Origin of the sequence: Actinoplanes sp. NPDC023714 (genome assembly GCF_040639855.1) — a bacterium.
Lineage (GTDB): Bacteria > Actinomycetota > Actinomycetes > Mycobacteriales > Micromonosporaceae > Actinoplanes.
In genome coordinates this window covers 1,211,531-1,225,633 of record NZ_JBFAAR010000001.1, presented here as the reverse complement: position 1 = coordinate 1,225,633, position 14,103 = coordinate 1,211,531, and the positions used below count along the sequence as shown (strand labels likewise).

At 71.7% G+C, this 14,103-nt stretch carries 9 protein-coding genes; 2 read left to right on the top strand and 7 right to left on the bottom strand.

Annotation, left to right across the window (positions count from 1 at the left end; all coding sequences use genetic code 11):
- Positions 1 to 519 precede the first annotated feature (519 nt).
- From AB0G10_RS05780 to AB0G10_RS05770, 3 genes are all read right to left on the bottom strand, one after another.
- Entirely contained in the window at positions 520 to 3,534 is a 3,015-nt protein-coding gene (locus AB0G10_RS05780; RefSeq protein WP_360917029.1) for a BTAD domain-containing putative transcriptional regulator, read from the bottom strand.
- 174 nt (positions 3,535 to 3,708) lie between these two features.
- The gene (sigJ, locus tag AB0G10_RS05775; RefSeq protein WP_360917026.1) at positions 3,709 to 4,608 is read right to left on the bottom strand and encodes an RNA polymerase sigma factor SigJ; all 900 of its coding nucleotides are present in this window, start codon (positions 4,606 to 4,608) and stop codon (positions 3,709 to 3,711) included.
- Between the two features lie 2 nt (positions 4,609 to 4,610).
- Positions 4,611 to 4,943 carry a DoxX family protein gene (locus AB0G10_RS05770; protein ID WP_360917023.1) on the bottom strand — a complete coding sequence of 111 codons (333 nt, stop codon included), beginning with the start codon at positions 4,941 to 4,943 and terminating at the stop codon, positions 4,611 to 4,613.
- A gap of 217 nt (positions 4,944 to 5,160) precedes the next feature.
- Between AB0G10_RS05770 and AB0G10_RS05765 the strand changes: the two genes are divergently transcribed.
- Positions 5,161 to 8,211, top strand: coding sequence for a glycoside hydrolase family 9 protein (locus tag AB0G10_RS05765; RefSeq protein WP_360917020.1), 3,051 nt, complete (start codon positions 5,161 to 5,163; stop codon positions 8,209 to 8,211).
- A 70-nt stretch (positions 8,212 to 8,281) separates the two neighbouring features.
- On the opposite strand, the gene AB0G10_RS05760 is transcribed toward AB0G10_RS05765, so the two are convergent.
- The 4 genes from AB0G10_RS05760 to AB0G10_RS05745 all read right to left on the bottom strand — a co-directional run bounded on the left by AB0G10_RS05760 (position 8,282) and on the right by AB0G10_RS05745 (position 12,779).
- Entirely contained in the window at positions 8,282 to 9,649 is a 1,368-nt protein-coding gene (locus tag AB0G10_RS05760; protein WP_360917017.1) for a GH1 family beta-glucosidase, read from the bottom strand.
- The gene (locus AB0G10_RS05755) at positions 9,646 to 10,425 is read right to left on the bottom strand and encodes a carbohydrate ABC transporter permease (protein ID WP_360917968.1); all 780 of its coding nucleotides are present in this window, start codon (positions 10,423 to 10,425) and stop codon (positions 9,646 to 9,648) included. The genes AB0G10_RS05760 and AB0G10_RS05755 overlap by 4 nt, the downstream gene beginning before the upstream one ends.
- A gap of 119 nt (positions 10,426 to 10,544) precedes the next feature.
- Positions 10,545 to 11,477: a sugar ABC transporter permease gene (locus AB0G10_RS05750; protein WP_360917014.1), complete on the bottom strand. Its 933-nt coding sequence runs from the start codon at positions 11,475 to 11,477 to the stop codon at positions 10,545 to 10,547.
- 60 nt (positions 11,478 to 11,537) lie between these two features.
- On the bottom strand, positions 11,538 to 12,779 hold the full coding sequence (locus tag AB0G10_RS05745; protein WP_360917011.1) for an extracellular solute-binding protein: 1,242 nt from the start codon (positions 12,777 to 12,779) through the stop codon (positions 11,538 to 11,540).
- Positions 12,780 to 13,101: 322 nt separating this feature from the next.
- Between AB0G10_RS05745 and AB0G10_RS05740 the strand changes: the two genes are divergently transcribed.
- Entirely contained in the window at positions 13,102 to 14,097 is a 996-nt protein-coding gene (locus tag AB0G10_RS05740) for a LacI family DNA-binding transcriptional regulator (protein ID WP_360917009.1), read from the top strand.
- Positions 14,098 to 14,103 lie beyond the last annotated feature (6 nt).

Here is a 14,103-nt window from a genome sequence, read left to right as displayed (position 1 = left end):
CCCCCAACCCCCGGATCTTGAACGATTAACCACCCATTCCGGCGGTCACGCGTTCAAGATCTGCCCGAGGGTGACCAACCGTCCAAGATCGCGGCAGCCGCGGCGAGCAATCGTCCAAGATCGGCAGCTCTCCGAGATCTTGGACGATCGACCACCCATTCCGGCGGTCACGCGTTCAAGATCTGCCCGAGGGTGACCAACCGTCCAAGATCGCGGCAGCCGCGGCAAGCGATCGTCCAAGATCGGCAGCTTTCCAAGATCTTGGACGATCGACCACCGAATGCGGTTGTCACGCGTTCAAGATCCGCCGAGCGGCGGGCGATCGTCCAAGATCGCGGCAGCGGCGGTGGGACATCGTTCAAGGTCGGCGGCTCTCCGAGATCTTGGAGGATCGACCACCGATTCCGGTGGTCACGCGTCCAAGATCCGCGCAGGGCAAGGCAGGGCAGGGCAGGGCAGGGCGGGGCGGGAGCGAGTGGGTGGGTGGGCGGGTGGGGTGGGGACTGCGGCGGGGCTTGGTTAGCGGCGGGTGGGGGCTGGTGGGAGGTCGGCGGCCGGGGCCGGCACCTCCAGGTCGGCGAAGAGGTGGCGGGCCTGGTCCCGGTGCTGGCCGGAGCGGCGGCGGTCGCCGGTGTCCTGCCAGGCGAGGGCGAGGCCGTCGTGGGCGCGGGCCTGCTCGTACCGATCGCCGATCTCCTCGGCCAGGGTGAGCGCCTGGCCGTGCTGGCTCCGCGCCCCGGCCGCGTCGCCTGCCGCCCGCAGCGCCTGGCCCAGGTCGTTGAGGGCCTCGGCCTCGCTGGCCCGGTCGCCGATGCGCCGCAGCAGGACGAGCGCGCGGCGCAGGTGGACGGCCGCCTCGGTGAGCCGGCCGCGGCGGGTCTGGACGCCGGCCAGGTCGGTGAGCGCGTAGGCCTCGGCCGTGCGGTCGCCGCTGCTCCGGACCGTGGCGAGGCTCCGCTCGAGGTGGTCGGCGGCGCGGTCCGGGTCGGCGTCGCCGGTACGGGCCAGCAGGGACATCACGTACGCCTCGCTGAAGTGGTCGCCGAGGGCGGCGTACAGGTCCAGGGCCGCCGCGAAACGTTGCGCCGCCTGCGGTTCGTCGCCGAGGCGGGCGTCCACCAGGCCGAGGCGGACCAGGGCGTCGGCCTGACCGGCGTCGTCGGACAGGTCGCGATGCAGGGCCCACGCCTGCCGGTAGTGGCCGGCCGCCTGCCGGTAGTCGCCCAGCCGCCAGTCGACGCTGCCGAGGTTGCGCAGCACCAGGGCCTCGGCCGCGCGGTCGCCGAGGTCGGCGTAGAGGGCCAGCGCCCGCCGGTAGGTCGTGGCGGCCTCGTGCAACCGGCCCTGCCGGCGGTGCAGCCGGCCCAGGTCGGAGAGGGCCCGCGCCTCCGCGTCGCGGTCGCCGAGGGCGCGGGCCGCGGACACCGCCGCGGCGGTGACGGTCGCGGCCTCGCCGACCGGGCCGGCCGCGTCGAGGTGCCGGAACAGCGTCTCGGCCAGCGCGATGGTGTGCCGGTGCCAGCCGTGCGCGGCGCCGTACGTGCCGACCGCCGCGAGGTTGGCCCGCTCCGCCTCGATCCAGGCCCGCGCCGCGCCGGCGTCCCCCGCGGCGCCGCCGTACAGCGTCGCCATCGCCGCCTCCGAGCCGGTGAGGTAGTGGTCGAACAGCCGGGTCAGGGCGTCCCGCCGCGCCGGCTCGGGGTCGTGGTCGGCGGCCAGCTCGGCGGCGTACGCGCGGAGCAGGTCGTGCATCCCGTACCGGCCGCCCGGACCGGCCTGGACCAGGCTCGCCCGGGTCAGCACCCCGAGCAGCCGCCGGGCCTCCCCCAGATCCGCGCCGGCCGGGGAGGAACCGATCAGCGCGGCCACGGCGTCGACGTGGGCGGTCTCGCCCGGGTGCAGGCCGAGCAGGCGGAAGGTGCGGGCCGCGCCGTCCGGGAGGTTCTGATACGACCAGGAGAAGACCGCCCGGACCTCGGCCCGGGGGTCGCCGCCCGCGTCCAGCAGGTCGAGCCGCATCTGGTGGTCGCCCAGCTCGGCGACGAGGTCGGCGAGCGGCACGTCGGCGCGTTCGGCGGCCAGCTCGGCGGCGATCCGCAGGGCCAGCGGCAGCCGGGCACAGGCCGCCGCGAGCTGCCCGGCGGCGGCCGGCTCCCGGTCCACCCGGTCGCCGATCAGCTTGCGGAGCAGCCCGATCGCGTCCGGCGGCGGCAGCAGGTCGAGGTTGACCCGCTCGGCGCCGTGCACCGCCACCATGCCGGGCAGCGAGTCCCGGCTGGTGATCAGCACGAGGCAGGAGCCGGTGCCGGGCAGCAGCGGGCGCACCTGGTCCACCGAGGACGCGTTGTCCAGCAGGATCAGCATCCGCCGGCCGGTGAGCTCGGACCGGTACCGGCCGGCGCGTTCGTCGGTGCCCGGCGGGATCTCCGGTCCTCGTACCCCCAGAGCGGTCAGGAATCCGGCGAGCGCATCCGCCACGGCGACCGGCTGCTCGGCGTCGTAGCCACGCAGGTTCACGTAGAGCTGGCCGTCGGGGAACTGCTGCCGGACGTGGTGCGCCCAGCGCACGGCCAGCGCGGACTTGCCGACCCCGGCCGTACCGGAGAGCAGCGCGACGGTCAGCGGCGGCTCGCCGGGGCCGGGCGGCGCGAGGAGGCGGTCCAGCGCGGCGAGCTCCCCGGTGCGCCCGGTGAACGCGCGCACGTCGGCCGGCAGCTGCGCCGGGACGACCCGGCCGTCGGCCGGCTCCTCCACGGCCTCGTCGAGGACCGGCACAGGCACCTCTGCCTGCGGATTCAAGGCCGGGTCGGCGGCCAGGATCCGCTCGTGCAGCCGCCGCAGCGCCGCCCCCGGATCGCTGCCCAGCTCGTCGGCGAGCCGGCGCCGGATCCGCCGGTACCGCTCGTCGGCGTCGGCCTGCCGGCCGCACCGGTAGAGCGCCAGCATCGCCTGACCGGCCAGCCGCTCGTCCAGTGGATGCTCCTCGGCGGCCGCGGACAGCGCCGGCAGCAGCTCGCCGTGCCGGCCCAGCCGGAGCAGCACGTCGTTGCGGTCGAGCTCGGCGGCGAGCCGCTCACCGAGCAGGGTACGGCGGACCGCACCGAGCCAGGCCGTGTCCAGTCCGGCGAACGGCTCCCCCCGCCACAGCTCCAGCGCCTGCTCCAGCAGGCCGGCGGCCACCCGGTCGGCGCCGGCCGCGCGCGCCTGCGTCACCAGCCGCCGGAAGCGGTGCAGGTCGACCGTCTGCGAATCCGCGGTGAGCGCGTAGCCGCCCGGCTCCCGCCGGATCTCCACCCCGTCCGCGCCGGCGACGGCACGCCGCAGCCGGGACAGATAGCTGTAGAGCGCGCCGGTGGCCCGCTGCGGAACCTGCTCGCCCCAGACCCGGTCGACCAGCTGGTCCACGGTGACCGGACGGCCCGCCTCCACCAGCAGGACACTCAGCACCGACCGCTGCCGGGCATGCCCGAGATCGGCGGGCCGGCCCCCGATCCGGGCCTCCACCGCGCCGAGCACACCGAACTCCGCCGCCAACTGACCTCCGTCGCATCGTCGCCACCAGCGGATTCAAGAAATCCACAAGGACCGTTACGAGTCTCCCATGCTTCGTACAAGGTCCGAAGGCGAGCATTGACGTCATCGCAGGGGGCAGGTCGCTCTCGCCCGGTTTACGCGGCAGCGTTACGGGGGAATCGGGACGCCACAGTGCTACCACGGCGCGGGTGACCTGCCCTGCGAGATCGGGAAGACCGTCCCGGCGCTCACCGCCCGCAGCTTGTCCGGGTTGGCCACGTTGTGGATCGCGACGATCCGGCCGTCCTCGCCGAGGTCGAGGCTCATCGTGCCGATCACCCGCCCGGCGCCCCGGAAGACGATCGCCGGCCCGCCGTTGAGCTCGGCGAACTCCACCGTCATGTCGGCGAGCGCGACACCCTGGTAGGGCTGGTCGCCGAGGGTCGCGAACCAGGCCGCCACCCGGGCCGCGCCGGCGACCGGGCGGGTCGCCTGGCGGACCTTGCCACCGCCGTCGGTCCACACCGTCACGTCCGGCGCGAGCAGTTCCATCAGCGTGCTGAGGTCACCCCCGGTCGCCGCGGCGAGGAAGCGCTCGGTGACCGCCCGCTGCCGGCGCCGATCGGCGGGGAACCGGGGACGCCGGGCCCGCACGTGTTCCCGGGCGCGCAGCGCTGCCTGCCGTACCGTTGCCTCTGATCTTCCGACGGCGTCACCGATCTCGGCGTGAGCGAAACCGAAGACCTCCTTGAGGACGAAGACCGCGCGCTCGAGCGGGGTCAGCGACTCGAGCACGACCAGGAGAGCCATCGACACGGAGTCGGCGTCGCTCTCTGTCAAGATCGGCTCGGGCAGCCAAGGTCCGATGTAGGTCTCCCGGCGCGCCCGGGCCGACCGCAGCCGGTCGAGGGCCAGGTTCGACACGATCCGGATCAGGTAGGCCTCCGGCTCGGCGACCTCCGACCGGTCCGCGGCCGACCAGCGCAGCCAGGCGTCCTGCACGGTGTCCTCGGCGTCGGCGGCCGATCCGAGGATCCGATAGGCCACCGAGAACAGCAGGCCCCGCCGCGCCTCGAACTCCCGGCCGTCGTCCACGGTCAGGCCCCCAGGCTCAGCACGACGGCCACGGGCGTCAGGTAGAGCAGCGGGAACACCACATGCCCCCACGCGCGGGCCCGCAGCACAGTGATCACAGCACCGAGGAAATACAGGATCAGACCGATCCCGGCCACGACCCCGATCATGGGTACGAGGAGACCGGCCAGCAGCCCCGCCGCGCCCAGCGCCTTGGCCGTCCCCAGCCACACCCACCAGGACCGCGGCACACCGTAGGCGGCCAGCGGCTCGACGACCCACCTGGCGCCGAGGAACACGGACACGGCCGAGAACCCGACCCACAGCGCGGCAACGACGGTGACGACGACGTACATGGGCGATCCCTCCACGTTTCCGGATGACGACCCTCAGACGAGGCTGCCATTCCGGACGTGAAGCGCAGTGACGGCCGTCACGGCCCGCGCTCACGGCCTTCTGCACAGCAATCCACGCGGGTCGATTGACTCACCCCCGCCCAGCGGTGACGATGAGCGTTGTGGGAGCGCTCCCAGCTGCCCGTCCCCCGTTCTGCGACGTTTGGAAGGAATCTCCGTGACTTCATCCCCACGCGGGCGGCTCACCGTGCTGGCCGCGAGCGCTGCGGCGGCCACGCTGCTGCTGACGTCCTTGACGGCACAACCAGCCGCGGCGGAACCGACGCAGCACATCCCCAACGGCGACTTCACGACGGGGACGACCGGCTGGTGGTCCACCGACAACGCGCCGCTGTCCGCGGCCGGCGGAGAGCTCTGCGCCGAGGTCGCCGGCGGCACCACCAACGCCTGGGACGTCAGCCTCGGCCACAACGACATCCCGCTGGTCGACGGCGCCGCCTACGAGCTGAGCTTCCGCGCCCGGGCCAGTGTTCCGGTGAGCGTCCGGGCCAACGTGCAGCTCAACGAGGCGCCGTACACCACGGCGCTGTCCCGGACGGTTGCGCTGACCACCGAGGCGCAGACCTTCGTGTACGCCTTCAATGCCGACCTGGACTCGTCCAACGGCACGCTGACGTTCCAGCTCGGCGGCAGCGCCGACGCGTTCCGCTTCTGCCTGGACGACGTCTCGCTGACCAGTGACGCCGCCGCCCCGCCGGCCGGCCAGGAGCAACTGGAGAACGGCGACTTCGCCGACGGCACCGCGGGCTGGTACTCCTACGGCACCACGGCGACCGGGGTCGACGACGGACAGCTGTGCGCCACCGTGCCCGCCGGGCTGCCGAATCCCTGGGATGCCGGCATCGGGCAGAACAACGTGACCTTGACGGCCGGATCGTCGTACACGCTGTCGTTCGACGCCACGGCCACCCCGGGTGCCACCGTACGGGCAGCCGTCCAGCTCGGCGCCGAGCCGTACACGTCATATCTGAGCCGCGACGTCGCGCTGACCCCGACCCGGCAGCACCTGGAGTACACGTTCACCGCTCCCGAGGACACCACCGCGGGCCAGGTCGCCTTCCAGGTCGGCGGCGCGACCACGGAGTACCGGCTGTGCCTGGACAACGTGTCGCTGATCGGCGGCGAGGCGGAACCGCCGTACGTGCCGGAGACCGGGCCCCGGGTCCGGGTCAACCAGGTGGGCTACCTGCCGGGCGGACCGAAGAACGCGACTCTGGTCACCGAGGCCACCGCGGCACTGGACTGGCGGCTCGAGAACGCCGCAGGTGACGTGGCCGCGTCGGGCCGCACCACGCCGCGCGGAGTGGACGCCGCGTCGGGCCAGAACGTGCACACCATCGACTTCTCCGCCTACACCACGGCGGGAACCGGCTACACGCTCGTCGCCGACGGGCAGACCAGCCACCCGTTCGACATCTCCGGTGCCGTCTACCGGCAGCTGCGCTCGGACGCCCTGCAGTTCTTCTACATTCAGCGCAGCGGCATCGCGATCGACGGCGACCTGGTCGGCGACCGGTACGCCCGACCGGCCGGCCACCTGGGCGTCGCCCCGAACAAGGGCGACACCGACGTGCCCTGCCGGGCCGGCTCCTGCGACTACCGGCTGGACGTGCGCGGCGGCTGGTACGACGCCGGCGACCACGGCAAGTACGTGGTCAACGGCGGCATCGCCGTGCAGCAGCTGATGAGCACCTTCGAGCGCACCAAGACCGCGGTCACCGCCGCACACGGCGCCGGGCTCGCCGACAGCACGCTGCGGGTGCCCGAGCGGGGCAACCAGGTGCCCGACATCCTCGACGAGGCCCGCTGGGAGCTCGAGTTCCTGATGCGCATGCAGGTGCCGGCCGGCCGGCCGTTCGCCGGGATGGCCCACCACAAGATGCACGACGCCAACTGGACCGGCATCCCGATGCAGCCCCAGGACGACCCCGAGCAGCGCGAGCTCCACCCGCCGTCGACGGCGGCCACGCTGAACCTGGCGGCCACCGCGGCCCAGTGCGCGCGGCTGTTCGCGCCGTACGACGCGGCGTTCGCGGCCCGCTGCCTCACCGCCGCCCGCACCGCGTACGCCGCGGCGAAGGCCAACCCCGCGAAACCGGCGCAGGACCTGGGCGGCGGCGGTGGCGGGTACGGCGACGACGACGTCTCCGACGAGTTCTACTGGGCCGCCGCCGAGCTCTACCTGACCACCGGCGAGGCCGCGTTCCTGGCCGACGTCACCGCGTCCCGGCACCACACCGGCGACGTCTTCGCCGCCACCGGCTTCGGCTGGGGCAGCACCGCGGCGCTGGGCCGGCTCGACCTGGCCACGGTGCCCAGCGCGCTGCCGGCCGCCGACCGGCAGCGGATCCGCCAGTCGGTGGTGACCGCCGCGGACGGCTACCTCACCACCCTGCGGGCCCAGGCGTACGGGCTGCCGATGCCGGGCGACGCGGGCAGCTACTTCTGGGGCGCCAACAGCAACATCCTGAACAACGTCCAGGTGCTGGCGACCGCGTTCGACCTGACCGGCACGGCGAAGTACCGCGACGGAGCGGTGCAGGGCGTCGACTACATCTTCGGCCGCAACGCGCTGAACCAGTCGTACGTCACCGGCTGGGGCGAGAAGGCGTCGCAGAACCAGCACAGCCGGATCTTCGCCCACCAGAAGGACGCCCGGCTGCCGCATCCGCCGGCCGGATCGCTGGCCGGTGGCGCGAACGCCGGCCTGGACGACCCGTTCGCGAAGGATCTGCTCACCGGGTGCAAGCCGATGTTCTGCTACGTCGACGACATCGAGTCGTACGCGACCAACGAGGTCGCCATCAACTGGAACTCCGCCCTGGCCTGGGTCGCGTCGTTCCTGGCCGACCAGGAGAAGGGTGCGCCGGCCCCGGCCGTCTCCTGCCGGGCCGTCTACAGCAACTACGGCGACTGGGCGGACCGGACCGGGTTCACCGCGCAACTGGCGGTCACCAACACCGGCACCACGACCGTCGACGGCTGGGCGGTGCGCTTCGCCTTCCTCGGCGGCCAGCGCCTCCGCGAGGCGTGGTCGGCCGACGCCGCACAGTCCGGTGCCACGGTGACGGCCCGGAACACCGCCACGAACCGGCGCATCCAGCCCGGGGCGACGGTGTACTTCGGCTTCAACGCCACCACGCCGGGCGGCCCGAACCCGGCGCCGGAGCTGGTCACCCTCAACGGGACGGCCTGCGCACTGTCCTGACAGCGGCCGTCGTCAACCGATGCCGGCCCGGTTGCTCACGACCGGGCCGGCATCCGGGACGCCCGCGTCGTCACATGGTGGCCCGCTGCCGGGCCAGCTGGTCCCGCAGCCAGTGGTAGCTGGCGCGTGGTGTGCGGTTCCCGGTCGGATAGTCCACGTGCGCCAGGCCGAAGCGGGGACCGTACCCCCGGGCCCACTCGAAGTTGTCGATGAGGGACCAGTAGAAGTAGCCGCGCAGGTCCACCCCGGCCTCGGCGGCGGCGGTCACGTGCGTGGCGATGAAACGGATGCGGTCCGGGTCCGCGCCAAGATCCTCCCGCACCTCGGCGACGCCGTTCTCGGTGACGTAGATCGGGGGCAGGCCCGGGAAACGGCCGGCCAGACCGGTCAGCGTGTCGGTCAGGCCCCGCGGCTCGATCGGCCAGCCGAGGTCGGTGACCGGCACCCCCTCGCGCGGCACGGACCGTACACCGATGTCACAGGCGGTGCGCAGCCCCGGGTCGGCCTGCTCGTACGGGGCCGCGGCGGCGTGGATCCGGTAGTAGTAGTTCACGCCGAGGAAGTCCAGCGGGGCGCCGATGAGCTCGAGATCGCCGGCACGCCGGAACGACAGGTCGCTCACCCCGGCGTAGAGCCGGTCGAACCCCTCCGGGTAGGTGCCACCCAGCACCGGATCGGTGAACTGCCGGTTGACCAGCAGGTCCATTCGCCGCGCGGCTTCCCGGTCCGCCTCGGTGCCGGTCGCCGGCACGGCCGGGGACAGGTTGAGCGTGATGCCCACCCGGGCGCCCGGGCAGGCGGCCCGGACCGCAGCGACCGCCAGCCCGTGCCCGACCAGCAGGTGGTGCGCGGCCGCGAGTGCGCCGTGGCCCTCGGTCGCGCCCGGGGCGTGCCGGCCCTCGGCGTAGCCGACGATCGACGAGCAGTACGGCTCGTTGAGCGTGATCCAGTCACGCACCCGGTCACCGAGCCGTCCGGCGGCCACGGCTGCGTACTCGGCGAAGCGCTCCGCCGTGTCCCGCACCCGCCACCCACCCCGGTCCTCGAGCGCCTGCGGCAGGTCCCAGTGGTAGAGCGTGACGAACGGCCGGATACCGCGCTCGCACAGGGCGTCGACGAGCCGGTCGTAGTAGTCCAGGCCCGGCTTGTTCACCTCGCCCTCGCCCGACGGCACGATCCGCGGCCAGGCGATCGAGAATCGGTAGGCGCTCGCGCCCAGACCGTCGAGCAGGTCCACGTCGTCGCGCCACCGGTGATAGCTGTCGCACGCCACCGCCCCCGAGGTGGCGTCGGCGACGGTACCCGGCCGCCGGCTGAACGTGTCCCAGATCGAGTCGCCACGGCCGTCCTCGGCCACCGCGCCCTCGATCTGATAGGCCGCGGTGGCGGCGCCCCAGAGAAAACCGGCGGGCATCCGCGGCAGTTCCGAGTCCGTCATCCTTTGATCGCTCCCTGCATGATGCCGCCGACGATCTGCCGGCCGAGGACCATGAAGATCACCAGGATCGGCACGGTGGCCAGCAGCGTGCCGGTGAGGGTGAGGGTGTAGTCGGTGGTGTAGCCGCTGGCCAGCGCGGAGAGCGCGACCTGGACCGTGGCGTTGTCCTGCAGCACGACCAACGGCCAGAAGAAGTCGTTCCACGCCTGCATGAAGGTGAACAGGCCGAGCACCGCCGCCGCGGGGCGCGCCGCCGGCAGCACGACGTGCCAGAAGAGGCCGAACGTGCTGCAGCCGTCGATCCGGCCGGCCTCCAGCAGCTCGTCGGGCACGGCCCGGCCCAGGTACTGCGTCATGAAGAAGACGCCGAACGCGGTGACCAGGCCGGGGACGATCACGGCGGCGAGCCGGTCGGTCCAGCCGAATTCGGCCATCAGCAGGTAGAGCGGGATGATGCCGAGCTGCTGCGGCACCACCGACGTGCCGATGGCGACGACGAGCAGTATCTTGCGTCCGCGGAAGCGCAGCTTGGCGAAGGAGAAACCGGCCAGCGTCGAGAAGAAGACCACGGAGATCGTCACCGAGCCGCTGACGATGAACGAGTTGAGCAGCGCCTCGGCGAAGTCGGTGGAGTCGAAGACCCGCGCGATGTTGTCGAACAGGTGCCCGCCCGGGATCAGGACCGGTGGCACCGCGGCGACGGCGTCACTGGTCTGCGACGACACGACCAGCGACCAGTAGAGCGGAAAGACCGATCCGGCCACGACCGCGAGCAGGGCGGCGTAGGTCCAGACCGAGGCCTTGCGCGGATGACCGAGAGCACGGCGACGTGCCCGGCTTCGCGGCGCCGGTGTCTCGGTGCGGGTGGACGGTGGGTCGGCGAGAACGGTCACGACTACTCCTCGTCGTTGGCGATGCGCCGGGTGATCAGGTAGTTGGCGACCGCGAAGACGGCGATGACGAGGCAGAGCGTCCAGGCGATCGCGGAGGCGTAGCCGAACCGGAACTCACGGAAACCCTGCTCGTACATGAACAGCGCGGCCGTCTGGAACTGCCGGTCGGAGCCGCCCGTGGGCGTCGAGCTGCCGGCGAACAGCAGCGGCTCGGCCATGACCTGCAGGCCGCCGATCGTCGAGATCACCGCGGTGAAGATGATCGTCGGGCGCAGCATGGGCACGGTGATCCGCCAGAACTGCTGCGCCGAGGACGCGCCGTCGAGCTCCGCGGCCTCGTACAGGTCATGGGGAACGGCCTGCATGGAGGCGAGGTAGATGAGCGCGTTGTAGCCGGTCCAGCGCCACGCCACGATGATCGAGATGGCCAGGTGGGAGCTCCACGTGTCGGCCTGCCAGTCGATCGGGCCGACGCCGACGACGCCGAGCAGCCAGTTCACCATGCCGAAGTCGCGGCCGAACATCTGGGTGAAGACGATCGTCACCGCCACGATGGACGTGATGTTCGGCAGCAGCACGCCCATGCGCAGGCTCGTGCGGGCCCGCAGCCTGTGGTTCAGCAGATGCGCGATCCAGAGAGCGGCGAGCAACTGTGGAACCGTCGACAGCAGCCAGATGCTGAGCGTGTTGCCGAGGGCGTTCCAGAAGTAGGCGTCCTGCAGCAGCTCGCGGTAGTTCGCCAAGCCGACCCACTCGTGCGAGCCGGAATCGAGAAGGTCCCAGTCGTTGAACGAGACGTACCCGGTGTAGATCAGCGGGAAGAGTCCGAACGCGCCGAAGAGCAGGAAGAACGGGAGTACGTACAGGTACGGCGAACCCTTGGTGTCCAGCCGGGTCAATCTCGCCCGACTGGTGGTCAGCGCGGGGATGGCCATGGTCGTTCCTTCGTCGCCGGGGCGGCCGGCGATCCGTGGACCGCCGGCCGTACGGGTGGGCTACTTGGCGAGGCGCTCGACGTCGCTGACGGTCTGCTGCCAGGACTCGTCGGAGCTCTGCTTGCCCTGCTCGACGCGCACCAGGCCGTCGCGGATGGTGGTCTGGATGTCACCGGTGCGCGGGCCCTGGTACTGCGGCTTCAACTCCTTGGCGGCCGTCGTAAAGATCTTGCCGACCGGCGCGTCGTTGAAGAACGGGTCCTTGTACTCGGCGATCTCCGGCTTGTCGTACAGCGCCGGGATGGAGGGCAGCAGCCCCTTCGAGGTGAAGACCCTGGCCTGCTGCTCGGGCCTGGTCAGCCAGTCGGCGAGCTTCTTCGCCTCCTCGACGTGCTTGCCCTGCTGGGGAACGGTCAAGTACGAGCCGCCCCAGTTGCCGCCGCCGCCGGGCACGGCCGCCACGTCCCACTTGCCGGCCGCGTCCTTGGACTGGTCCTTGATCTTGGCCATCATCCAGGCGGGGCAGGCGATGGTCGCGAACTGGCCCTTGGCGAAGCCGTTGTTCCACTCCGGGGAGCTTTCGAGCAGCTTGGCCGACAGGTTGCTCTGCACCGCCCGGACGACCAGGTCCCAGGCCTCCCGCACCTCGGGGTTGCTGCCCACGACGACGGTGTTGTCCTCGCTGTAGAAGCCGACGGGCGCCTGTCCGATGACGGCGTTGTACAGAGCGCCCGCGCCGTCGAAGAACGCCGTGCCGGCCGGCGCCTTCTGGGTGTACTTCTGCCCCTGCTCGATGTACTTGTCCCAGCCGCTCGCCCACGACGCGGAGACCTCGTCGCGGTCGGTGGGCAGGCCGGCCTCCTGGAACAGGTCGCGCCGGTAGCAGATGGCCAGGCCGCCGACGTCGGTGCCGTACCCGATCTGCTGACCGTCCTTGGTCAGCGACGCCTGCCACTTCCAGGGCAGGTAGTCCGCCTGGCGCTCGGTGCCCAGGTCGGTGAACTTCTTGCCGACCTCGCGCATCTGCGCGATGAAGCCGGTGTCGACGCCCTCGATGTCGCCGGCGCCCGACCCGGTGGCGATGTGCGTGGCGAGATTACGGTGGTGATCGTTGTAGGCGGCCGTGTTCTGCTTGATCTTGACGTTGGGGTTCGCCTTCTCGTACTCCCGGTACAGCTCCTCGTAGCCGAAGTTGCCGAACAGGTTGACGTTCAGCGTGACGTCGCCGCCGCTGCCCGTACCGTCGTCGCCGCCGGAGCCGCACGCGGTCAGCATCACCGCGGCGGCCGTCGCCGCGGTCAAGGCCCGCAAGGATCGAGACAAGAGCATGACAGTTTTCCCCTATTTCATCGGATGTAATCGGTTACATGAAACCGGTTACACGCTGCTGAACCGGAGCTTCGAACGACTTGGGTCGACACAGAGGCCGGCGTGGATGCGGCCGGAGAATCGTTGCGACGGGGTGGGTGTGGCCCCTCGAGCCAAGAGTCTGCATCGATCGATGCCACTCCCGTCAAGTCACGAAAGGGTAACGGGATCCACTGTGTTGACTCGGGCGACACGGCGCTGTTACGGTTTTGAAACCGGTTACATAAGGATGTCTCGCGTGTCCAGCATCAGAGAAGTGGCACGTCGTAGCGGCGTATCCGTCGCCACCGTGTCCCGCGTCTTCAACACCCCGGAGGTGGTCAGCCGGCAGACGCGTCAGCTCGTTCTCGGCGTGGCCGCCGAGATCGGTTACCTGCCGAACGAGTCGGCCCGCACCCTCGCGACCAAGAAGTCCAACATGGTCGGCCTGGTGTGGGACACCGACCACCGCCGCCCCGGCTGGCGTCATCCGTTCCTGCAGGACATCCTGGTGGCGCTGAAGAGCGCGCTCAGCGCGCACGGCCTGCACCTGCTCATGCTGGCGCCCGACCCGGGCGCCGGTCCGGCCGACCCGCAGCGTTTCCTGCGCACCGTCCAGCGCCACGACGTCGACGGCGTGGTCATCATCGACAACGGCAGCCGGGATCCCGCGGTGCTGGCCCTCGTCGACGCCGCGGTGCCCTGTGTCGCCCTGGACCTGCAGTTCACCGGACCGACCTGCACCTACATCGCCTCCGACAACGCCGGGGGCGGCCGGCTGGCCGCGGCACATCTGATCGAACGCGGTCACCGGCGCATCGCCACCATCACCGGACCGGCTCGCAACTGGCCGGCCGCGCAACGCCTGGCCGGCTTCCGGGAGACGCTCGCCGAGGCAGGGATCACCCTGGCCGATGACGACGTGGTGGCCGGCGACTTCTATCTGGACAGCGGGCACGCCGCCATGACCCGGCTGCTCGCCCGCGACCCCCGCCCGACCGCCGTGTTCGCCGCCGGAGACGAGATGGCGGTCGGCGCGATCAAGGCGATCCACGAGGCCGGTCTGCGCGTTCCCGACGACGTCGCCGTCATCGGCTTCGACGACATCGAGGTGGCGGCGCTGATCCCGCCCGGGCTGACCACCGTCACGCAGGACAAGATCGGTTTCGGTACGGCGGCCGCGGAGTCCCTCATGGCGATGCTCGCCGGCACGGCGACCCCACCCGCACCGACCACGCTGCCCACCACGCTGATCCTCCGCGGCTCCACCTGAGCGGCC

Excerpts from the sequence above, each read along its gene's own strand:
- AB0G10_RS05770 (WP_360917023.1), bottom strand. The coding sequence starts at position 4,943 with ATGTACGTCGTCGTCACCGTCGTTGCCGCGCTGTGGGTCGGGTTCTCG.
- AB0G10_RS05760 (WP_360917017.1), bottom strand. The coding sequence starts at position 9,649 with ATGACGGACTCGGAACTGCCGCGGATGCCCGCCGGTTTTCTCTGGGGC.
- AB0G10_RS05750 (WP_360917014.1), bottom strand. The coding sequence starts at position 11,477 with ATGGCCATCCCCGCGCTGACCACCAGTCGGGCGAGATTGACCCGGCTG.